The 19,485-nt window shown below is 51.4% G+C and carries 21 protein-coding genes; 8 read left to right on the forward strand and 13 right to left on the reverse strand.

Features of this window, described 5'->3' with window-relative positions; genetic code table 11:
* Nucleotides 1-9: 9 nt before the first annotated feature.
* The gene (locus ACO0LD_RS22425; RefSeq protein ID WP_423010392.1) at nt 10-1,311 is read right to left on the reverse strand and encodes an MFS transporter; all 1,302 of its coding nucleotides are present in this window, start codon (nt 1,309-1,311) and stop codon (nt 10-12) included.
* A 228-nt stretch (nt 1,312-1,539) separates the two neighbouring features.
* On the opposite strand from ACO0LD_RS22425, the gene ACO0LD_RS22430 reads away from it, so the two are divergent.
* Genes ACO0LD_RS22430 through ACO0LD_RS22440 form a run of 3 tightly spaced genes read left to right on the forward strand, consistent with a single transcriptional unit; the run spans nt 1,540 to nt 3,799 of the window.
* On the forward strand, nt 1,540-2,484 hold the full coding sequence (locus ACO0LD_RS22430) for an N-acetylglucosamine kinase (RefSeq protein WP_423010393.1): 945 nt from the start codon (nt 1,540-1,542) through the stop codon (nt 2,482-2,484).
* Nucleotides 2,481-3,290 carry an N-acetylmuramoyl-L-alanine amidase gene (locus ACO0LD_RS22435; protein WP_423010394.1) on the forward strand — a complete coding sequence of 270 codons (810 nt, stop codon included), beginning with the start codon at nt 2,481-2,483 and terminating at the stop codon, nt 3,288-3,290. The genes ACO0LD_RS22430 and ACO0LD_RS22435 overlap by 4 nt, the downstream gene beginning before the upstream one ends.
* A 2-nt stretch (nt 3,291-3,292) precedes the next feature.
* Nucleotides 3,293-3,799 (forward strand): M15 family metallopeptidase, encoded by a 507-nt coding sequence (locus ACO0LD_RS22440; protein ID WP_423010395.1) that lies wholly within the window; start codon nt 3,293-3,295, stop codon nt 3,797-3,799.
* Here the strand turns inward: ACO0LD_RS22440 and ACO0LD_RS22445 are convergent.
* The 4 genes from ACO0LD_RS22445 to ACO0LD_RS22460 are packed head-to-tail and all read right to left on the reverse strand — an operon-like array spanning nt 3,796 to nt 7,550.
* Nucleotides 3,796-4,929 (reverse strand): ABC transporter permease, encoded by a 1,134-nt coding sequence (locus ACO0LD_RS22445; RefSeq protein ID WP_423010396.1) that lies wholly within the window; start codon nt 4,927-4,929, stop codon nt 3,796-3,798. The two genes, ACO0LD_RS22440 and ACO0LD_RS22445, sit on opposite strands and share 4 nt — an antisense overlap.
* Nucleotides 4,926-5,921, reverse strand: a complete 996-nt coding sequence (locus ACO0LD_RS22450) for an ABC transporter ATP-binding protein (RefSeq protein ID WP_423010397.1) — start codon at nt 5,919-5,921, stop codon at nt 4,926-4,928. Before ACO0LD_RS22450 ends, ACO0LD_RS22445 begins: the two co-directional genes overlap by 4 nt.
* Nucleotides 5,918-6,913, reverse strand: coding sequence for an HlyD family secretion protein (locus ACO0LD_RS22455; RefSeq protein ID WP_423010398.1), 996 nt, complete (start codon nt 6,911-6,913; stop codon nt 5,918-5,920). Before ACO0LD_RS22455 ends, ACO0LD_RS22450 begins: the two co-directional genes overlap by 4 nt.
* The gene (locus tag ACO0LD_RS22460; RefSeq protein WP_423010399.1) at nt 6,906-7,550 is read right to left on the reverse strand and encodes a TetR/AcrR family transcriptional regulator; all 645 of its coding nucleotides are present in this window, start codon (nt 7,548-7,550) and stop codon (nt 6,906-6,908) included. The genes ACO0LD_RS22455 and ACO0LD_RS22460 overlap by 8 nt, the downstream gene beginning before the upstream one ends.
* Before the next feature lie 215 nt (nt 7,551-7,765).
* Here ACO0LD_RS22460 and ACO0LD_RS22465 point away from each other — a divergent pair, with 215 nt between their 5' ends.
* Together ACO0LD_RS22465 and ACO0LD_RS22470 are read left to right on the forward strand one after the other, a co-directional pair.
* A complete protein-coding gene (locus ACO0LD_RS22465; protein WP_423010400.1) occupies nt 7,766-8,533 on the forward strand; it encodes a substrate-binding periplasmic protein in 768 nt (255 codons plus the stop codon).
* Nucleotides 8,534-8,809: 276 nt separating this feature from the next.
* The gene (locus ACO0LD_RS22470; RefSeq protein WP_423010401.1) at nt 8,810-9,007 is read left to right on the forward strand and encodes a hypothetical protein; all 198 of its coding nucleotides are present in this window, start codon (nt 8,810-8,812) and stop codon (nt 9,005-9,007) included.
* 46 nt (nt 9,008-9,053) lie between these two features.
* Here the strand turns inward: ACO0LD_RS22470 and ACO0LD_RS22475 are convergent, their stop codons facing one another.
* The 3 genes from ACO0LD_RS22475 to ACO0LD_RS22485 all read right to left on the reverse strand — a co-directional run bounded on the left by ACO0LD_RS22475 (nt 9,054) and on the right by ACO0LD_RS22485 (nt 12,091).
* Nucleotides 9,054-9,920: an HDOD domain-containing protein gene (locus ACO0LD_RS22475; protein WP_423010402.1), complete on the reverse strand. Its 867-nt coding sequence runs from the start codon at nt 9,918-9,920 to the stop codon at nt 9,054-9,056.
* Nucleotides 9,921-10,077: 157 nt separating this feature from the next.
* Nucleotides 10,078-10,566, reverse strand: a complete 489-nt coding sequence (locus ACO0LD_RS22480) for a CreA family protein (RefSeq protein ID WP_423010403.1) — start codon at nt 10,564-10,566, stop codon at nt 10,078-10,080.
* A gap of 55 nt (nt 10,567-10,621) precedes the next feature.
* On the reverse strand, nt 10,622-12,091 hold the full coding sequence (locus ACO0LD_RS22485; RefSeq protein ID WP_423010404.1) for an APC family permease: 1,470 nt from the start codon (nt 12,089-12,091) through the stop codon (nt 10,622-10,624).
* A 295-nt stretch (nt 12,092-12,386) separates the two neighbouring features.
* On the opposite strand from ACO0LD_RS22485, the gene ACO0LD_RS22490 reads away from it, so the two are divergent.
* Both ACO0LD_RS22490 and ACO0LD_RS22495 read left to right on the forward strand, forming a co-directional pair.
* On the forward strand, nt 12,387-12,707 hold the full coding sequence (locus tag ACO0LD_RS22490; protein WP_423010405.1) for a DUF2946 family protein: 321 nt from the start codon (nt 12,387-12,389) through the stop codon (nt 12,705-12,707).
* Between the two features lie 93 nt (nt 12,708-12,800).
* Nucleotides 12,801-15,104, forward strand: coding sequence for a TonB-dependent receptor (locus tag ACO0LD_RS22495; RefSeq protein ID WP_423010406.1), 2,304 nt, complete (start codon nt 12,801-12,803; stop codon nt 15,102-15,104).
* Between the two features lie 45 nt (nt 15,105-15,149).
* On the opposite strand, the gene ACO0LD_RS22500 is transcribed toward ACO0LD_RS22495, so the two are convergent.
* From ACO0LD_RS22500 to ACO0LD_RS22510, 3 genes are all read right to left on the reverse strand, one after another.
* Nucleotides 15,150-15,509, reverse strand: coding sequence for a 5-carboxymethyl-2-hydroxymuconate Delta-isomerase (locus tag ACO0LD_RS22500; protein WP_423010407.1), 360 nt, complete (start codon nt 15,507-15,509; stop codon nt 15,150-15,152).
* A 36-nt stretch (nt 15,510-15,545) separates the two neighbouring features.
* On the reverse strand, nt 15,546-16,031 hold the full coding sequence (locus tag ACO0LD_RS22505) for a GNAT family N-acetyltransferase (protein WP_423010408.1): 486 nt from the start codon (nt 16,029-16,031) through the stop codon (nt 15,546-15,548).
* A 79-nt stretch (nt 16,032-16,110) separates the two neighbouring features.
* A complete protein-coding gene (locus ACO0LD_RS22510; protein WP_423010409.1) occupies nt 16,111-16,473 on the reverse strand; it encodes a hypothetical protein in 363 nt (120 codons plus the stop codon).
* 238 nt (nt 16,474-16,711) lie between these two features.
* On the opposite strand from ACO0LD_RS22510, the gene ACO0LD_RS22515 reads away from it, so the two are divergent.
* Nucleotides 16,712-17,392 (forward strand): MarC family protein, encoded by a 681-nt coding sequence (locus ACO0LD_RS22515; RefSeq protein ID WP_423010410.1) that lies wholly within the window; start codon nt 16,712-16,714, stop codon nt 17,390-17,392.
* A 138-nt stretch (nt 17,393-17,530) separates the two neighbouring features.
* Here the strand turns inward: ACO0LD_RS22515 and ACO0LD_RS22520 are convergent, their stop codons facing one another.
* Together ACO0LD_RS22520 and ACO0LD_RS22525 are read right to left on the reverse strand one after the other, a co-directional pair.
* On the reverse strand, nt 17,531-17,836 hold the full coding sequence (locus tag ACO0LD_RS22520) for a hypothetical protein (protein ID WP_423010411.1): 306 nt from the start codon (nt 17,834-17,836) through the stop codon (nt 17,531-17,533).
* 99 nt (nt 17,837-17,935) lie between these two features.
* Nucleotides 17,936-19,477: a SpoVR family protein gene (locus ACO0LD_RS22525; RefSeq protein ID WP_423010412.1), complete on the reverse strand. Its 1,542-nt coding sequence runs from the start codon at nt 19,475-19,477 to the stop codon at nt 17,936-17,938.
* Nucleotides 19,478-19,485 lie beyond the last annotated feature (8 nt).

Raw genomic sequence — 19,485 nt, forward strand, 5'->3', positions numbered from 1 at the left:
ATTCAGCCTCTATTCAGCTTTTTTGCCAAAAGCCGGGTCCACTTTAATGAGAGCTGTGACGACAAAGGTAGGCACGGCAGCGATACATATCCAGACAAAGAAATGGGCATAGCCCAGATGCTCTTGCAAGCGGCCACTGAACATGCCGGGCAACATCATGCTCAGTGCCATGAAGCCTGTGCAAATCGCATAATGCGCGGTCTTGTGTTCGCCATCAGCGATCATGATCATATATAGCACATAGGCTGTAAAGCCAAAGCCATAACCCATTTGCTCTATGGCGACAGCAGCCCCGATCAGGTAGATATTTTGTGGCTGCACAAAGGCCAGATAGACATACACCAGATGCGGCACATTGATCGCCAGCGCCATCGGCCAGAGCATGCGTTTCAAGCCAAAACGCGAGATCAGGGCACCACCTGCGAGGCCACCTATGGTCAACGCAATCATGCCCATGGTGCCATATACGATACCAATCGCCTGAGTAGAAAGACCAAGGCCACCTTTATCTACACTGTCGAGCAAGAATGGCGGTGCCATCTTCACCAGTTGCGCTTCACCAAAGCGATACAACAAGAGAAAGGCAATGGTCAGCAAGATGTTTTTCTTCTTGATGAACTTGCCAAAAATCGTAAAGAATGTTGCCACTACCTGGTTTGGGTCACCATGCGCGCAATCGCTGGCTGGGCGTGGCAAGGCCCATTTATGGTAGGCAGACAAGCTGATGAACATCACAGCCAGCACACAAAAGACGACGATCCAGCCAAACCTGGCATCGCCAGTCATGTCGCGCAGTGTGCCAGCCAGATAAACCAGGGCACCCTGTCCAGTCAGCATGGACATCCTGAAAAACATGCTGCGCACACCAACGAAAGCGGCCTGTTGATACTGTTCCAGCGCCAGCATATAAAAACCATCCGAGCTGATATCATGAGTAGCAGCACTAAATGCCAATAGCCAGAAAACCAGCAGGGTCGCCTGGAAGAACGCTGGCATGGGTATGGTCAGGGCCACCAGCCCGAACATGGCACCAATGACCAGTTCCAGCGTAACAATCCAGAAACGCTTGGTCTTGAACATGTCCACAAAAGGTGACCAGAAAGGCTTGATCACAAAGGGCAGATATAGCCAGCTTGTATATAAGGCAATATCAGAATTGGAAATATCGAGGTTTTTGTACATAATGACTGAAAGTGTCATTACCACGACGTATGGAATCCCCTGGCTGAAATACAATGAGGGTATCCAGCGCCAGACCCCGCCCGCAGGAACTTCAGGATTGTTGACCGCAGTAACTGTCTCGCTTGTCATCTTGATCTTTTTCTTAAGTGGTAGGGCTCATCTTCCCAGTAAAATACCGGGATTGCGATTGAAATTTTGCTGCTGCTTCATAGCAAAAAGTTATAAGCCGGATGCATCTTTTCATTCGCTGCCAGTGCCAGAAGCGCCCTATGATAAACGAACAACTGCCAGTTATTGCGATTCAGATCCACGATGTTTCATCAAATTCCCCAGAAATCAGCACCCCAACCTACATTTATGTCATCTGACCAGCAAACGCCCTTACCACAGCAAACGACCTACATCGCGCTGGGCATAGATGCGGGCGGCACGCAAACCCGTTGGGCATTGGCGACTAAAGATGAACAAATCCTTGCCAGCGGTACTGCTGCTGGCCTGACTGCCCTGCAAACCGATAACGCTGAGGGTGCACAAGCCGTACACCAGGTATTTGCCGGTCTGGCCGCCGCCACCCGCAGCCATGGTCAGGTAAGCAGCATACGCGCAGGCATTACCGGTTTTGGCGGCGATGCCCATACCCTGCCAGATATGCTGGCCGATTGCTTTGATCTGGAAAAAGAACAAATTCTGGTCAGTAATGATATAGAAATTGCCTATCTCGATATTTTCAAACCTGGTACGGGTTACCTGATCTATGCAGGCACCGGCTCCATCGCAGCCTATATTGATGGCAATGGTGAGTTTCACCGCGCCGGTGGCCGTGGTTATTTGCTGGATGATGCCGGTGGCGGTTTCTGGATAGCGCGTGAAGCCATGCGCAAACTCTGGCGTGCCGAAGATGAACATCCCGATCACTGGAAAAATTCAGAAATGGCGAAGCGCCTGTTCAAGCTCATCGGTGGCAATGACTGGAACATGTCGCGTGACTTTATTTATCACCGCAGCCGTGGCGACATCGGCAAGCTGGCTATGGCTGTCGCCGCCGCTGCCGACAGTGACCCGGTCGCCATGGCCATATTACAAAGCGCGGGCAAAGAACTGGCGCGCCTGGGCATGGCCATGTGCACCCGTTTTGGTAATAAACCCATTGCACTCAGTGGCAGGGTGCAGGAATTGCATCCTGCCATAGTAGAATCCCTGCGCCTGCATCTGCCACCAGAAATCAGCCTTCGCCAGAGCACTTGCGAAGCCCATTTTTCCGCAGCACGACTCGCTGCCCGACAACTCAAAAAACAATCATGAATAAAATCAGTCTATATAGCGTATTTGCTGCTGTCAGCGTCTTCATCAGCGGCTGTGCTACGGTTGGCCCCATGGGCAAACTCGATGCCAGCATTTCTGCCAAGAGTCAGGAAGAACGTGTGCAATTCATCATCCTGCATTACACCGCACTGGATCAGCCCACTTCATTGCGGGTACTCAGCCAGCAGGCAGTCAGCGCAAATTATCTGGTCGGTGATGAAGACCCCATCAAGGTATGGCAACTGGTGCCAGAGAATCATCTGGCTTATCATGCTGGCCTCAGCGAATGGAAAGGCTATAGCCGCCTGAACGCCAGTTCCATAGGCATAGAAATCGTCAATCTCGGCTTCAAGGATACGCCAGAAGGCCGCATTTACTTCCCCTTCCCGCAAGCCCAGATAGACCGCGTGATTGCCCTGGTCAAGGATATCTCCCTGCGTTACCAGATACGCCCTGAATACATACTCGGCCATTCCGACATCGCCCCTTTACGCAAATCCGACCCTGGCCCGCTATTCCCATGGAAGCAACTGGCCGATGCTGGCCTGATCCCCTGGCCCAAGGCAGATGAAGTCGCACAACGCATGACAGCCTATGAATTGCAATTACCCGACATCAAATGGTTCCAGCAAAAGCTTGCACAATATGGTTATGGTATTCCACAAACAGGTCTGCTTGATGAAGCCACCCGCAGCGTGCTGGTTGCCTTCCAGACCAAGTACAGGCCAGCAAAATTTGATGGCATGCCAGATGCAGAAACCGCCGCCATGCTCGACACCCTGCTCGCCAACCTGAAAGCGAAATAAGCATGGCAGTTGGTCACGCTGCAAACTTCACCATCCCGCCGCAACTGCTGGAACAGCGTGGCCTGCTACTGCAGCAAGAAGCCACAGAACTGGTACTGGCAGAAACCGGCGAAGATGGCAGGCAATACCTGCTGACCCCTGCCACCAATCTGGCCTGGCAAGCCATGAAGGCTGCCGCCAGCCAGGATGGCATAGCACTGCTAATGATTTCAGCCTTCCGCAGCGTCGCCAGACAAACTGAAATCATCAGCGACAAGCTGGCCGAGGGCCAGCAACTGAAAGACATATTACTGGTCTGCGCCCCACCCGGCTACAGCGAACACCACACTGGCCGCGCCATCGACATCGCCACACCAGAAGACCCGGAATTGGAAATTTCTTTCGACACCACGGCAGCCTTTGCCTGGTTGCAAAATAATGCCGGGCGCTTTGGTTTTCATCTGTCTTACCCGCCAGGGAATAGCAGCGGGTTTCAATATGAACCCTGGCATTGGTGTTTTCAAACTTAGTCCAAAGTCTGCCTATACCTCTTCAAAGCCACAAACCCCGCCAGCAGCAAGAATATCAGCATGGGCCATAGCTCTGGTGCGAGTTGGCCTGCAGTATTCCCTTTCAATAAAATACCCCGTACTATGCGCAGAAAGTGCGTCAGGGGCAGGGCTTCGCCTATGACTTGCGCCCATTCCGGCATGGCGCGGAAGGGGAACATGAAGCCGGACAGAAGCATCGATGGCAGGAAGAAAAAGAAGGTCATCTGCATGGCTTGCAACTGGTTTTTGGCTATCGTCGAAAACGTGAAACCGACTGCCAGGTTGGCCAGGATGAAGACGCCTATCATGCTCATCAGCAGGCTGAAGCTGCCCATCATCGGCACTTCAAACAACAGGAAGGCGGCGCTGATGATGACGCCGAGTTGTATGTAACCTATCAGCACATAGGGCAAGATTTTTCCTACCATGACTTCTGCCGGGCGCACTGGCGTTGCCAGCAGGTTTTCCATGGTGCCGCGTTCACGCTCTCTTGTCATGGCCAGTGAAGTCAGCATGACCATGGTCATCGTGAGTATGGTGCCTATCAGGCCAGGGACGATGTTGTAGCGTGACAGGCCCTCGGGATTATATCGACGATGCACACGCACCTCATAAGCAGGAGTGGCGGTTTGCAGGTATTGCAAAGGGCCTTTCAAGTCATGATGCAGAGCCTGAGTAGCAATGACGTTCAACGCGGCGATGGCATTGCCAGAGGCAGAAGGATCGGTCGCATCGACAGATATCAGCAAGGCCGGTTTTTCACCGCGCACCAGTTGCTCGGTGAATTGTGACGGTATCACCAGCATGAATTGTATTTTTCCGGTTTCCAGCAAGGCTTCTGCCTCGCGTTCACTCTGACCTACCGAATCGATACGGAAGTATCCCGTGTTTTGCATGGCAACGACAAAGCTGCGTGCCATGGGGCTGTTGTCTGTGCTGACCACGGCGGTTGGCAAACCCTTGGGGTCAGTATTGATGGCATAGCCAAACAGGATGAGCTGCAAAATCGGGATGCCGACTGCCATGGCAAAGGTCAGGCGGTCGCGCATCATTTGCTGGAATTCCTTGATGAAGATGGCGAACATGCGGGCCATTGAAAAGCGCTTCATGCTGCTACCTTTTGTCGGATGTCATCCTTGGAAAAATTATCAGGTGCACTGGCGATCAGGCTGATGAAGACATCTTCCAGATTGGCGGCACTGGGTGTGATTTGTATATTGGCCTGATGCCTGATGGTATCGAGCGCCTGCAAGACCAGTGCTTCATCCAGCCCGGCTACGTGAACCGCATTGCCAAAGGCAGCCACACTCAATACACCGGGTGCAGACTTCAATGGTTCCAGCAAGGAACCCAGTTGTTCACCTTGCAGTGTCCAGACCTTGAGTTTGGAGTCGCGTATGATTTCTGCCTCAGTGCCACGTGCCAGTATTTTCCCGTAAGCGATATAGCAGAGTTCATGGCAACGTTCGGCTTCATCCATGTAATGGGTAGAGACAAGAACGGTAATGCCCTGGTCGGCCAGCAAGTGGATCTGATCCCAGAAATCGCGACGCGCCTTGGGATCCACGCCAGCCGTTGGTTCATCCAGCAACAGCAGGCGAGGTTCATGAATCAGGCAGGCAGCCAGTGCCAGGCGTTGCTTCCAGCCGCCTGACAATGATCCTGCCAGTTGATGCTGGCGAGCTGTCAGACCCAGTCTTTCCAGCGACTGGTCAACCGCATTTTTTCTGGATGGCAGTTCAAACAGGCGTGCCACGAAATCCAGGTTCTGGCGTATCGACAAATCATCATACAGCCCGAATTTTTGCGTCATATATCCTACCTGGCGCTTGATCTGCTCTGCCTGTTTGATGATATCCAGACCCAGGCAGGAACCGGTGCCAGCATCGGGCGTCAACAAGCCACACAGCATGCGTATGGTGGTAGTCTTGCCGCTGCCGTTCGGTCCCAGAAAACCGCAGATGCGGCCTTTGGCGACTTGCAGTTCGACCTTGTCAACCACGGCGCGGCCCCCATAGGATTTACTCAAGCCATGCACATTGATGGCGAGATTATCCGTATCGACGCCGGTATTCAGTGCGGAAGTCAGTGCGGCATTCACTGTGCTTTTCCTGTCGTTGCTAAAGCCAGCAGTGATACATCCAGAGGTTGCCCAGGATGCAGCAAGAGTTTGCCGGGTTGGTCAGGTTTGGCTTCGACCATGAACACCAGTTTGGCTCTTTGCGCATTTGAATAAATCACGGGTGGTGTGTACTCAGCCTGGCTGGCGATCCGGGAAATATGAGCGGGGATAGCTGCTGCGCAGCCATCGCAATGCAGGCTGACTGCCTGGCCGACAGCGATCTTGCCCAGTTCGCCTTCCGGCACAAAGAACCTGGCTTTGCGATTTTCTGGCGGCAGCAGGGACAATACCGGTTGACCTGGCTGCACATATTCACCCTGACGGAAAAACACTTCCGCCACCAGTGCGTTCGCAGGTGAGTTTTGTGATTTTTGTCCCGAGCGCCAGGTAGTCTGGCGCAATGCTTCTTTTGCTGCGTCAGCGCTGGCCTGGGCAGCGGCGCGTTCATCTACGCGCGCTGGCAGTTTTGCTACACTCAGTGCCGCATTCAATTCTGCCACGCGGGCTTCGCTGAGTTTGACATTGGTTTGTGCATCGTCCATGCGTGATTTGGAGACGAAGCCCTGCCCCACCAATTGCTGCTGGCGTGCCAGTTCTTGCCTCGCCAGTGCTGCTTGTGCCTGGGCACTCGTCAGTTGCGCCTGGTTGACGGCAATCTCTTCTGTGCGTCTGCCTTTTTCTGTATTGCTGGCTTGTGCCTGCGCGCTCATGAGGCGGGCACTGGCTTCGTCATGGGCAGCATTTTCAGCTTCGGCATCGAGGGCAAACAGCAAGCTGTCTTTTGTAACTTGCTGACCTGCCTGGACCTTGATGCTGTCGAGTTTTCCGCCCAGCGGCGCAGAAATATAGACGTACTCCCCCTCTGCATAGCCTGACCAGTTTGTTGATGTCTTTTCATTGCAGGCGGTCAGCATGACAGACATGGCGAGAACCAAAGTAAATGTCATCGCGGGTTTGAATTTTTTATACACGTTGTAACTCCTCATTCGTTGCAGCCAGGGCATACAAGGCGCGGTTGACGCGGTCGGCAATTGCGGCATCGCTTAATACCTGGCTCAGGGGTTCTTGCAGCATGGCCGGGACAAAACCCATGTCCAATGCGCGCGGGACGATGACCATGGGGGCAGCAACACTGCCCATCAAAAATGACAACGCATGGGCAGGCGGCATCATGGCTATCTCGCCTGCCTGCATGGCTTGCATCAGCAAACCAGTGATCAGCAATACATGGCGTGCGCCATTCTTTTCAAGAAACTGTCTGGCGACTTTTTCACCCAAGGCGGCGTCTGCCCAGACCCGCCCTATCCAGTTGCCGTGTTCGCGCAGCAAGCGCCCCAACAGGTAGAGGGCTTCGCGCAGGCGCTGTACAGGTGAGCCTTCATGATTAACTTCCGCTTGCAGTTGCGCAAACACTTCCTCATACATGGTTTGCAGCAATTGAGTCAGGAAATTGTCCTTGTTTTTGAAGTGGTAATGGAACATGCCCACATTCACACCAGCATGCTCGGCCAGCATGCGCAGTGACAAACCACCACAGCCATGTTGCGCAAACAAGGCGCGGCCACTTTGCAATAAAACTTCATCGAGTTGTTGAGATGGGCGTGCCATTTTCTTTATTTAATAATTATTATGCAGTTGACTAATAATAAGAGTTTGCGAGTTTTGACTACCACTGTCAAGGATTTATTTGTCCTGTCTATCCCGGAAAAAGCTGTCGCTAAAAAACACCGCACATGATTTTTGTTTATAAAACATTCAAATTAGATATCATTTTTGTACTATGCTGACATCTACTACCATGCAATTCACTCTGGGAGACCTGCATGCATCACATGTGGATACGCAAGCTCTTGTTCATCGCCCTGCTCTTGTTTGCTACAGACTCCTATCCAGAAAAACTGGTGATTTTTGGTGACGAGGCTTATGCGCCAGTGATTTATCAAGTCCAGGGCAAACCGGCTGGCATCATTCCCAGTATCTTTGCTGCCCTATCCAAAGAAACAGGAGATCAATATGAACTGGTGCTGCTGCCTTGGAAGCGTGCCATGCATGAAGCCGTGGCCGGACATGGCGGCATAACAAATATTTCACGCAATGCTGAAAGAGAAAAAGCCTTTGATTTTTCAGAGGCTATCTACAACGACGATCTGCAAATGGTGGTGTTGAAGGGAAAGGAATTTACTTTCAAGGAACTCAAGGACTTGAAGGGCAAATCCATAGGTGGCGCAGCGGCGGCCAGTTATGGCGATGACATTGATGCCGCAATAGCAAATGGTATCTTTCAGATGGAACGGGACCCTAACCAGCAAACCCGTTTGCTGAAGCTGATGTATGGACGCATGGATGCCGCCATCATAGGCAATGGCATGGCCGGTTATGAAAGGCTGATTGCATCTTCCCCCGAACTGATCAGCAACCGCGATAAATTTGTCATCTTGCCACGCCCGCTGGTCAGTGATCCGCTGCACCTGGCTTTCCTGAAAAGCATGAATATGACTGCAGCACTGGAGCGTTTCAACAAGGCTTTGTTGCAATTAAAAAAGTCCAGTGAATACAGGAAATTGCTGGAGAAAGAAGCCACAATCAAGTGACCACTCTAAAGGCGCTAAACTCCTGTGCCCTCCTGTGCCATCGCAATTAAGCCCCCCTCAATTCATCCGCCCCAAACGCATTCCGATACTAGGAAATTGCACTTCGTCGCTTGCTGCTGGCGGCCTGCATGACGGCGATCTACAGTGCAATCACTCCCACCCGAATTGAAAGGAAATATCATGAACATCTCAGCAAACATGGACGGCGTTGTTATCGCTACTATCGCCCTGGTTATCCTGAGCAGCTTGTTGCACCTCATCATCGCTTAAGGAAAAATGATGCTAGGCTTTTTGATCTGGATTATCTTGTTTGTACTCTGCTGGCCTTTAGCCATACTGGCTCTGGTGTTGTACCCACTGGTGTGGCTATTGCTGCTACCCTTCCGTGTATTGGGCATAGCGGTGACTGGCGTGTTTGAATTATTACGGGCTATCTTCATGTTGCCTGCCAACTTGTTAAAAAGCCGTCCATGATACTGGACGGCTCTTTAGAGAATTGTGGTCAGCAGCAAGAATAAGTTCAGTGCACGTGATTGAATAATTCGTGTAGCTCTTCAAATCGGTCGTCCACTTCATCGGCAGACAGACCCAGAAATTCACAGGCGGCTTCGCCCCCTTTTTCCCATTCGCAAGAATACTCCTGACCATGGTATTTTTGTATTCCATACTCAGCCAATAAGGCCAGCGCGATCAGACTCTTGACTGCATCTTCGGTATTCGGATCATGCAACACGTTATAGTCGTGATGCAACAGTATCGCCAGTGAAACTGTTTCAGGCAAGCCCCAGGTACGGGCCATCAGGGAACCTATGGCAGTATGCGAAGTATTGTGACGCTGCTCTTCTACCGCGCTAAAGGTCTCTTGAGCTTCCTCATGGGCCAGTTCCAGGGTCTCGGCATAATCAGGGAAGCGTTCCAGCAACAAGGGTATGCCTATGTCGCAGAACAAACCAAACGTATGTGCCATGTCAGCCGGGCATACACGCATGCGTCTTGCCAGTTGTGTCATGGCCTGGGCGCGCTTGGTGGAAAAATCCCAGAACTTGACCAGTGATATTTTTTCAACCTGTATGCTTTGCCTGGCAATAATCCCTGTCATCAAATTACCGCATTGGGTAATTCCTAATAAATTGACTGCATGCTCCACCGATTTGGCTTTCAGCCGCAAACCAAAGAAAGACGAGTTTGCCAGCTTTAATAAAGATGCGGACATGGCCACATCATTGGAAATAATACCAGTCAGTCTGCGCGGGTCCGGGTCATCGGCTGCAAGCTCGGCCTGTACGTCTGCCAGCAAGCTGGGACGCGGCGGTATGCGTATCGTCTTGACGAGCGCATCAACAGATTGTTCAGTGGTCAGCCTGGGGGCTGCAGCAGGGCTTGTCATATTAGTACAGTTGATACGCTAGGGGAGGCTTACGCTTACAGTCTGCTATTGTAAGCGTAATTCATTGCTGGGTAGAAAAACCCAAACATTTTTTACATATCAGAGCCTGCCTGATTCCGGCTTGCTTCTCGCTGGCTTCCGGCTCGCTTCCGGCTCACTATTTGACAGGTATGGGAGTACTGCGATCTACCGCAACAGCAGTGACACTATTCTTGGGTGAACCATCAATCAGTTTGTCGGAATAAGTCAGATAGATTAAAGCGTTGCGTTTTTGATCAACCAGGCGGACGATGCGCAGTTTTTTGAACAGGATGGACAAGCTTTGATTAAAGACTTCATCCTGTTGCTTGAGCGACCCTGTGAAACTGATAGGGCCAACCTGGCGGCAAGCGATGGAAGCTTCAGACTTGTCTTCTGCCAGACCCAGGCCACCAGAAATACCACCCGTCTTGGCACGTGATATATAACAGGTAACGCCATTCACTTTGGGGTCATCATAGGCCTCAACCACCACTTTATGGTCGGGACCTATGAGTTTGAAGGCTGTGTCTACGCTACCTATGTTTTCTGCCGACGCAATAGAGGTGAATGCAGAGAATGCTGTAGAGATAACTATAGCGGCAAAACTTATTGATGGCAGTTTCATAATCTCGCTCTTTTCCTGAAGACGCCACAAGCCGGGCGCTTCAGGAATATCAGGCTTATTGCTGTTTATTCAAGTGTGAATGGGTTCTGCTATACAGGAAATAAATAACGATAGCGACTGCCATCCAGATAAAGAAGACATGGTAAGTCGTTGCCGACAAATCTTTGAGGATATACAGGCAGGCCAGTATGCTCATGCCCGGTATCAGGTAAGGGCCGAAAGGCACGCGAAAACCACCCGCGCCTTCACCCAGTTTTTGCCTGCGTATGACAGGTACGGCAACCGACACCACCATGAAGGCGACCAGGGTACCCATGCTGACCATATCCCACAGGAAGGTAGAATCAACCAGGCCAGCGACTATACCCACCAGCACGCAAACCATGATGGTATTGCTGACAGGGGTACGTGTGCGGGCATGCACACGCTGGAAGGAACTTGGGATCAAGCCGTCTTTACTTATCGCAAACAAAATCCGGCTTTGACCGTAAATAGTCACCAGAGTCACGCTGAATACCGAGATCACGGCACCGGCAGACAAAATCAATGCAGGCCAGGCTTTGCCTGTGACGTTTTGCAAGATCACCGCCAGACCAGCTTCCTGGCCTTCAAACATCTTGGCAGGCTGGGCACCAACTGCGGCAACGGCTACCAGCAAATAAAATACAGTCACGACGATGAGTGCTGCCATGATGCCCAGAGGCACATTGCGTTTGGGGTCTTTGACTTCTGCCCCGGCCGTTGCTACGGTATCGAGGCCAATGAAGGAAAAGAATACGGTGCCAGCAGCTGCGGTTACGCCAGCCATGCCGGCCAGGCCCTTGCTGTTATCCGTATTAAAGAAAGGGGTGAAATGCTCGGCATTAAAACCTGAGAATGCCACGATGGCAAAGAATGTCAGGATCACCAGCTTGATCATGACCATGACCGCATTCACAGTGGCGGATTCCTTGGCACCACGCAAGAGCAGTATGCAGCATATCGCTACCAATACCATGGGCGGCAAGTTGAACTGCCCGGCATGAAACTCTACCCCATTGGCACCTGCCACTATCATGGGAGAGCGCAGCATTTCCGGTATCTGCCAACCGAGGGCATTGGTCAGGAAATTATTCAGGTAGGCTGACCAGCCTATCGCCGTGGCACTGGCTGCCAGACCATATTCCAGCAACAGGCAGGCAGCAACGATGAAGGCACCAAATTCACCGACCGTTGCATAGGCATAAGAATAAGAAGAACCGGATGCCGGGATACGGGAAGACAACTCGGAATAGCACAGGGCAGTCAAACCAGCCGTAATCGCGGCGATGATGAAGGACAGGATAACTGAAGGCCCGGCTTTGGGCACAGCCTCAACCATGGTAAAGAAAATACCGGTACCAATAGTAGAACCCACGCCTATCATGGTCAGGGCAAACAATCCCAACGACCGGTGCAGGGCGTGGCCCTGATCATCAGTGACTTGTTCGTTATGGTCTATGGGCTTGGTGCGGGTCAGTTGCTGACCCAGGCTAACTTGTCTCAAGATCTATCCTTCTACTTATGCCAAATACCTGTTGAGTAAAGGAGCTGATGCCTGACTATTATCCGGACTACTCGTCCGGGTTTAGCTATCTGCCATTGTGTGGTCCAGGCCAGGCTTGCCCCGAAAATCGCCATGATAGCCCCAAAATTGTCTGCTTTGATGTCAGTTCGCTTATTTTTCCTGACTTCCAACAGCAGATTTGTAGCAGTACAGAAGGATGGTACAATGCCGCCCTATGTCCGCCCAAGGTTTTCCCCTGTCGTGTTTTCGCCAACTGGTGCGCGCAGTACTGCTTATGTATGTACTGACGCTGGGTGTCGCCATGGCATCTTCAGTGGTGAAAGCTGGCGAACAGGGCATGAATCTGATCTGTACCAGCACCGGCTATAAATTCATCAAAGCTGATGGCAGTGGCGCCAAAGAAACAGGCAAGGGCATGACACACATGCTGGATTGCTCCATGTGCCTGGCAGCCAGTTTGCCTGCCGGCTTCCCGCAAACCACGGTTTTTGCAGCACCACACGCCTTATCCTACGCCACCCGCGCCATACCCGCAGCGCGCCTGGCGTCGATCGTTGCCGCTCCTTTACCCGCACGCGGGCCGCCAGCCATCTAAAAAATCGGTTTAGTTCGAATCTGCTTTGCCACGCGCATTCGCAGATTCGTTTTGCGCATTTGTATGCGTCTTCCAAATTTTTAGATTATTCATATGTCTTATTCTTTACGTCCTTTGCGCTTACGTGCATTGGCAGCGGCACTGGCTGCCGCCTTCCCTTTGTTACCAGCGACTGTCTTCGCTGCTGAAGCAACAGAAAATGCCACCCAGGCCGAGCGTGTCATCATCAATGGCGACAGGCCCTCTTCCCTGCCCAAGGAAATCCCGACCACCATAGAAGGCATCAGCGCCAAGACCATGGAGCAGACCATCAATGCCATTGATGCAGAAGATGCCCTGAAATACCTGCCCAGCCTGCTGGTGCGCAAACGCTATGTCGGCGACTACAACCATGCCGTGCTGGCGACACGGGCATCGGGCACAGGTAACAGTGCGCGCTCCATGGTGTATGCCGATGGCATCTTGCTGTCTAACCTGCTGGGCAATGGTGCAAGCTTCACCCCGCGCTGGGGTCTGGTAACACCGGAAGAAATCGAAAGGGTGGATGTACTGTATGGCCCCTTTTCTGCTGCCTATGCTGGCAATTCTGCTGGTGCCGTGGTCGATTACGTGACGCGCATGCCCAAGCAGTTTGAAGCCCATGCCAAACTGGTGGGCTTTAGCGAAAACTTCCAGCAATATGGCACAGACAAAAACTATAGCGGCAAACAGCTCAGCGCCAGTCTTGGCAATAAACAGGGGGCATTTTCCTGGTGGTTGAATGTGAATCAACTCGATAGCGATGGCCACCCTATCGCCTTCGCCAACAAACTGGCTTCCACTGGTATCAGCAGCAGCGCGGGCACCGCAGTGACAGGTGCCATTGCCGACAAAAATCCACAAGGGCTGGACTGGTGGATACTGGGTGCGACAGGCCAATACCATACCACGCAAGACCATGCAAAGATCAAGCTTGCCTATGACTTTAGCCCAACTTTGCGCGCCAGCTATACCTTTGGTTACTGGCGCAATAATATGAATAGTGGCGTCGAAAGCTATCTGCGTGATGCTGCGGGCAATGCGGTATATAGCGGTGACATCAATATTGCCGGTAAAAAATACACCCTGGCCCCTACCGATATATCAAACAGCAAAAACCAGCTCGAACATATCACTCATGGCCTGAACCTGAAGAGCAATACCAGGGGCGAGTTTGACTGGGAAGTGGCGGCCAGCCTGTATGACTACAGCAAAGATATAGTCCGCGCACCGACGGTAGCCATCCCACAGGCCAACGGCGGTGGTAATGGCCGCATTACAGATGGTGCAGGCACAGGCTGGAACACCCTGGCATTGAAAGGCATCTGGCGACCAACGGCAGAGCATACTGCCGAATTTGGTTACCAGCGCGAGGCTTATCAGATGCGTACCCTGGTGTCTGATACAGATGACTGGATTAACGGCGGCGCGCTCAAGCGCTTCTCTGCTTTCCAGGGCAATACCCAATTACAAAGCCTGTATGCACAAGATGCCTGGCGCATCAATCCTCAGTGGAAAGCCATTGTTGGTGGCCGCTTTGAGCAATGGCAGGCAGATCGTGGCGCTATCTCTAATGCAAGTTCCACTATGCCCTTTGCAGAACGCAAGGAAAATTATTTCTCGCCCAAAGCAGCAATCGCCTTCAAGGCCAATGAAGACTGGACTTTGAAAGCATCAGCAGGACGTGCGGTGCGCATGCCTACGGTGTCTGAACTTTACCAGGGCAGTATTTCCACCACCGCCATCGTCAACAATGACCCCAACCTGAAACCAGAAAAATCCTGGACCACGGAATGGACGGCAGAGCGGACACTGAATGAAGGTAAGGGTTTTTTGCGTACTACCCTGTTCCATGAAAGAACCAAAGACGCGCTGTATTCACAAGTGAATACTTTGGTGACACCGAATGTGACAAACATCCAGAACGTCGATGAAATCCATACGACAGGACTGGAACTCGCCTATCAGGCCAATGATGTATTCACCCGTGGATTAGATCTGATCGCCAGCCTGACTTATGCCGACTCTGTTATCACAAGGAACGACAAATTCCCGGCCAGTGTCGGTAAATGGCAGCCTCGTGTCCCTGCATGGCGCGCCAATTTTGTGATCAGCTACCGCCCGGATGACAAACTCAGTACCAGTCTGGGTTTGCGTTACAGCGGCAAGCAATATGGCTCACTCGATAACAGCGACAGCAATGCCTTTACTTATCAGGGCTTTTCCAGCTTTGTGGTGGCCGATGTACGCGTGCGTTATCAATTGGCCAGACAATGGGTTGCCTCTGTCGGCATAGACAATCTGAACAATAAAAAATACTGGGCCTTTCACCCCTACACACAACGCAGTGTAGTAGGTGAATTGAAGTTTGATTTTTAAACTGATGTGAAGGTGACGGTGAAGCCGTACTTTGGCAGTTTCTTTTTAGCTCGCCAAATGCGCCTTCGCATAAGTTTCCTTATCGATTTCCAGTACCTCGACACAAAGCTGCACATCCAGCCCTTGCGGCCAGGCGTGTGCAGCCTGGATGACAGCCAGCACACGCTCTGACAACTCACGCTTTACTTCAGTGCTGCGCCCTTTCAATATCACCAGCTTGGCATGCAAAAAAGCGCGCGCAGCAGGTGCTATGCCAATAACTACATCATCAAAGCGGATAGCCCGGCTCTTGATATCGATTTCCTTGAAATGATTCGTTTCTGCTAAAGAAGCATTGATTTGCAAGAGCAATTCTTTCGCTTGCAGGGGTAGATTGCTGGAATATTCGACGGTCAGATGAGGCATGCTTTTCTTTCAGTTTTTAGAGAAATGTCGCTGTGTTTATAACTTGACCTGCATGAGCAGGTAAGAATTCCTGATATCAGTTTGCACAAAGCCGCAAGAGCTGTACATGCCAGCCGCCGGGTTTTGTGGGTGTACTGTAAGTGAAACTTGCTCAATGCCGCGCTGACGTGCTGCATCCAGAGCAGCCAGCATCATGGCTTTGCCATGACCCTTGTGCTGATACGCGGGTAAGAGCGCAATGCCCAGTTGGGGTGTCTGTTCATCGATATACGCCAGCCTCATACCATCTGGCACGAGACGCATCCAGCATGCGCCTATGGGAGCATCTTCGCCCTCCATATTGGCAATGACGCCGATATCGCTGGCACGCCCCCAGTTTTCGGCATAGATGCGCACAGGTGGCAGTTGCAGGGTTTCCAGCGGCCGCAAGCCTGCAGGCGGGGGATCCCACAAGGCGATATGCAGAAAATTCCAGAGCAAGTCCTGATGTTCAGGAAGTATGGGAAAGAAACTTAAACTCATGAGTTTGCCGAGTCAATATGTTTTGCTATTCTAAGCAAATACTGAGTCTCGTGCAAAACATCACACGCCAGCTCTAAGTCTATGATTTGGATGCGACCACCACAGCAGAACTACTGGCCTTCTTTAACTCTTCTTCAGCATTGCAGCCGCCGACATTTTCAGTGTCGAAAATCCTGGGCTCCCATTTGCTTTCCATGAGGGATTCTTTTTTGGCAGTAATGTAGTAACGGGTGCATGGCTGCACATCCAGGGCCAGGGTCTTCTGGGTTGGTACGTGGGAAGTGGAGTGGCTGAGTTGAACCGTAACCAGATGTTTACCCGGTGTGACCTGTACAGGTCCGGTCAGATAATATGTCTGATCTACTGCAACGATGCGGACAGGATATTCATGGTTAAGCAAGGGGCGGTCAGGATTACCATTCAAATAGGAGAGCGGAGCCATTTGGCACCCGCCAAGCACGGCCACACTCAAGCTTGAAACCACAAGTACTTTTACCAAAGACTTCATACATCCTCCTGTTTCGATGGATAAGTTTCTTAAATTGCAAATTAATTGTATAACATGCATATAAAATCATCTAGCCACTGAAAGTATCAATTTGTACGCAGAACTCCTCACAGGCAGTCGCCGTAGCTGAATTTCTGATGCATAATCATTAGCCCATATTCAAGGAGTATTCATGAGCATCACGATGATCATTTTTTTCAAGGCCCTGATCGTAGTACCGATCACCTTGCTGCCCATATTGAACCCCATCGCCATTGCTCCTATCTTCTTGTCCATGACAGGGCCGATAGAGCCGACATTGGCCAACCGCCTGGCTAAACGCATCGCCCTGAATTGTTTTTTCCTGCTCATGGGCGCCATCTTCATAGGCTCTTATGTGCTGGATTTCTTTGGCATTTCCCTGCCCATCGTGCGGGTTGCCGGCGGCATCGTGGTTGCCATGGCAGGCTGGAAATTATTGAATGACCAGGGTCAGGATAGTTTGCGCAACTCTGTAGCAGCCTCCCATGGTGGCAGCTGGACCAAGGAAGAATTGCGCAGACGCAGTTTTTACCCTTTCAGTTTCCCCCTGACCGTGGGGCCGGGCACCATTGCCGCTTCTGTCACGCTGGGTACACAAATGCCGCACAAACCCGTGGACTGGATCATTACCGGCATTGCTTCTTTAGTGGGTGTACTGCTGACCAGTCTGGTGATTTACCTGTGCTATCGCTTTGCCCGCAATATGGAAAGAATACTGGGTGATGTCGGTGCGATAGTCTTGCTGCGCTTGTCTGCCTTTATTTTGTTATGCATAGGCATAGAAATTGGCTGGGCGGGCATTTCTGATTTGCTGGGGGATTTGAAGCACTAGGCGGTAAAACTCAGTACGCTCAGTACTATTATCTGCGCATGGCAGGCATAAGCCTGTTCATGTGCAGTTGCAAAAATAATGAGGATGGACAGCAAGGGATGAAAGCCGCTTCACCCCTGCGCAGAGAGCAGAAACTACTTATTCTGCGTTGGATACCGGTTCGTTGAGCATCAGGGCATGCTCGACAATTTCAGTTTCATCCCCGATACGGCTATTCCAGGCGCGCACGAAATAACTCTTCTCAGCAGCAGTCGGTGCGTCGTACCAGATCACCATCAGAGTACCTTTATGATCATGTATCTTGGCCAGTTTGGTAATACATGCAGTATTGCCATCAATATCTGCCAGGCCCATCGCATAACCATACACACGACTCAGTCGCTCTATGCGGTCTGGTTCGGTTTCGCTATTGGTAGCAGAAATTTTTGGGTGGTCCAGATACATGGTGCGTCTCCGTCTTCTGATGATCGTTTTTCATTCTAACTGATAGACAGCACAGTCGCTATCGGGATTTAGCCGCACTACTCCAGCAGCTTGAAAAACTCAGGGTCTGTTGCGTTTTTCCCATTTGCACTCCTGTTTGGCCAACACTTTTGATTCAGGATCAACCGTTTCCAGATAAACATCAAAGCCCCATAATCGGGCCACATGCTTGAGCATTTCCCCAGTCTGAGGGTTCAAGGGGCGGCGCAGATACTGAGTATGGCGCAGGGTCAAAGCCCTGTCTCCCTGCATATCAACCGACCATACCTGAATATTCGGCTCACGATTACCAAGATTGTATTGTCCTGCCAACTGCTCACGCAGATAGCGATAGCCATGCTCATCATGAATCGCAGAAATCAACAACTTGTCCTTGCTGTCATCATCGAGGATGGAAAAGAAATGAAAATCACGCATGAGTTTGGGTGACAAATATTGGGCTATAAAGCTCTCATCCTTGAAATTACGCATGGCAAATTGCAAGGTCTTTTGCCAGTCCGCACCAGCAAAGTCTGGGAACCATTCGCGGTCTTCTGGCGTCGGGTCTTCACAGATGCGACGGATATCGCGCATCATGGCAAAGCCCAGGGCATAGGGATTGATACCGCTGAAGTAGCGGCTACCCACAGGTGGCTGATACACGACATTGGTATGGCTTTGTAAAAACTCCATCATGAAGCCGTCGCCCACCACACCTTCTTCATATAGCTGATGCAGGATGGTGTAATGCCAGAACGTTGCCCAGCCTTCATTCATGACCTGGGTCTGGCGCTGCGGATAAAAATACTGCGACACCTTGCGGATGATACGTACCACTTCTCGCTGCCACGGTTCCAGCAAGGGTGAATATTTTTCGATGAAATACAAGAGGTTTTCTTGTGGTTCTGCCGGAAAACGTTGTTTGGCCAGACTCTCTGGCGCTTCATTGCGGCGTGGAATAGTACGCCACAAGTCATTGACCTGGGACTGCATGTATTTTTCACGCTCTTCCTGCCGTTCCCGTTCTTCAGCAAGAGAAATGCGGGCTGGGCGCTTATACCTGTCCACGCCGTAATTTTGCAAGGCATGGCAAGAATCAATAATCAACTCTACCGCCTCCATGCCATGGCGCTGCTCACAATCAGCAATATAATTTTTGGCGAATAGCATGTAATCGATGATGGCCTCGGCATCAGTCCAGGTACGGAACAGGTAGTTCCCTTTGAAAAAGGAATTATGTCCGTAGGCTGCATGCGCTATCACCAGGGCCTGCATGGTCAGGCTGTTTTCTTCCATGAGGTAAGAAATGCAGGGATTGGAATTGATGACTATCTCATAGGCCAGGCCCATTTGCCCACGCTTGTAACTTTTTTCGGTAGATAAAAAATGCTTGCCGAAAGACCAGTGGTTATAGGATACCGGCATGCCTACCGAAGCGTAGGCATCCATCATCTGCTCGGCGGTAATGATCTCCAACTGATTTGGGTAGGTATCAAGGCCAAATTGTTCTGCCACCCGGCGAATTTCTTCGTGGGCTTGCTCGATCAGTTCGAAAGTCCATTCCGACTGCTCGGGCAAGGCGCGCGCATGTTTTTTCCTGGGGCTGACATGGTCGTTTTCCATGGATTACC

Origin of the sequence: Undibacterium sp. Ji83W (assembly GCF_049340385.1) — a bacterium.
Classification (GTDB): Bacteria; Pseudomonadota; Gammaproteobacteria; order Burkholderiales; family Burkholderiaceae_D; genus Undibacterium.

Bases quoted from the DNA above. Each gene is read 5' to 3' on its own strand.
- ACO0LD_RS22425 (WP_423010392.1), bottom strand. From the start codon at position 1,311: ATGACAAGCGAGACAGTTACTGCGGTCAACAATCCTGAAGTTCCTGCG.
- ACO0LD_RS22430 (WP_423010393.1), top strand. From the start codon at position 1,540: ATGTCATCTGACCAGCAAACGCCCTTACCACAGCAAACGACCTACATC.
- ACO0LD_RS22435 (WP_423010394.1), top strand. From the start codon at position 2,481: ATGAATAAAATCAGTCTATATAGCGTATTTGCTGCTGTCAGCGTCTTC.
- ACO0LD_RS22440 (WP_423010395.1), top strand. From the start codon at position 3,293: ATGGCAGTTGGTCACGCTGCAAACTTCACCATCCCGCCGCAACTGCTG.
- ACO0LD_RS22445 (WP_423010396.1), bottom strand. From the start codon at position 4,929: ATGAAGCGCTTTTCAATGGCCCGCATGTTCGCCATCTTCATCAAGGAA.
- ACO0LD_RS22460 (WP_423010399.1), bottom strand. From the start codon at position 7,550: ATGGCACGCCCATCTCAACAACTCGATGAAGTTTTATTGCAAAGTGGC.
- ACO0LD_RS22465 (WP_423010400.1), top strand. From the start codon at position 7,766: ATGCATCACATGTGGATACGCAAGCTCTTGTTCATCGCCCTGCTCTTG.
- ACO0LD_RS22470 (WP_423010401.1), top strand. From the start codon at position 8,810: ATGATGCTAGGCTTTTTGATCTGGATTATCTTGTTTGTACTCTGCTGG.
- ACO0LD_RS22475 (WP_423010402.1), bottom strand. From the start codon at position 9,920: ATGACAAGCCCTGCTGCAGCCCCCAGGCTGACCACTGAACAATCTGTT.
- ACO0LD_RS22480 (WP_423010403.1), bottom strand. From the start codon at position 10,566: ATGAAACTGCCATCAATAAGTTTTGCCGCTATAGTTATCTCTACAGCA.
- ACO0LD_RS22490 (WP_423010405.1), top strand. From the start codon at position 12,387: ATGTATGTACTGACGCTGGGTGTCGCCATGGCATCTTCAGTGGTGAAA.
- ACO0LD_RS22495 (WP_423010406.1), top strand. From the start codon at position 12,801: ATGTCTTATTCTTTACGTCCTTTGCGCTTACGTGCATTGGCAGCGGCA.
- ACO0LD_RS22500 (WP_423010407.1), bottom strand. From the start codon at position 15,509: ATGCCTCATCTGACCGTCGAATATTCCAGCAATCTACCCCTGCAAGCG.
- ACO0LD_RS22505 (WP_423010408.1), bottom strand. From the start codon at position 16,031: ATGAGTTTAAGTTTCTTTCCCATACTTCCTGAACATCAGGACTTGCTC.
- ACO0LD_RS22510 (WP_423010409.1), bottom strand. From the start codon at position 16,473: ATGGCTCCGCTCTCCTATTTGAATGGTAATCCTGACCGCCCCTTGCTT.
- ACO0LD_RS22515 (WP_423010410.1), top strand. From the start codon at position 16,712: ATGAGCATCACGATGATCATTTTTTTCAAGGCCCTGATCGTAGTACCG.
- ACO0LD_RS22520 (WP_423010411.1), bottom strand. From the start codon at position 17,836: ATGTATCTGGACCACCCAAAAATTTCTGCTACCAATAGCGAAACCGAA.
- ACO0LD_RS22525 (WP_423010412.1), bottom strand. From the start codon at position 19,477: ATGGAAAACGACCATGTCAGCCCCAGGAAAAAACATGCGCGCGCCTTG.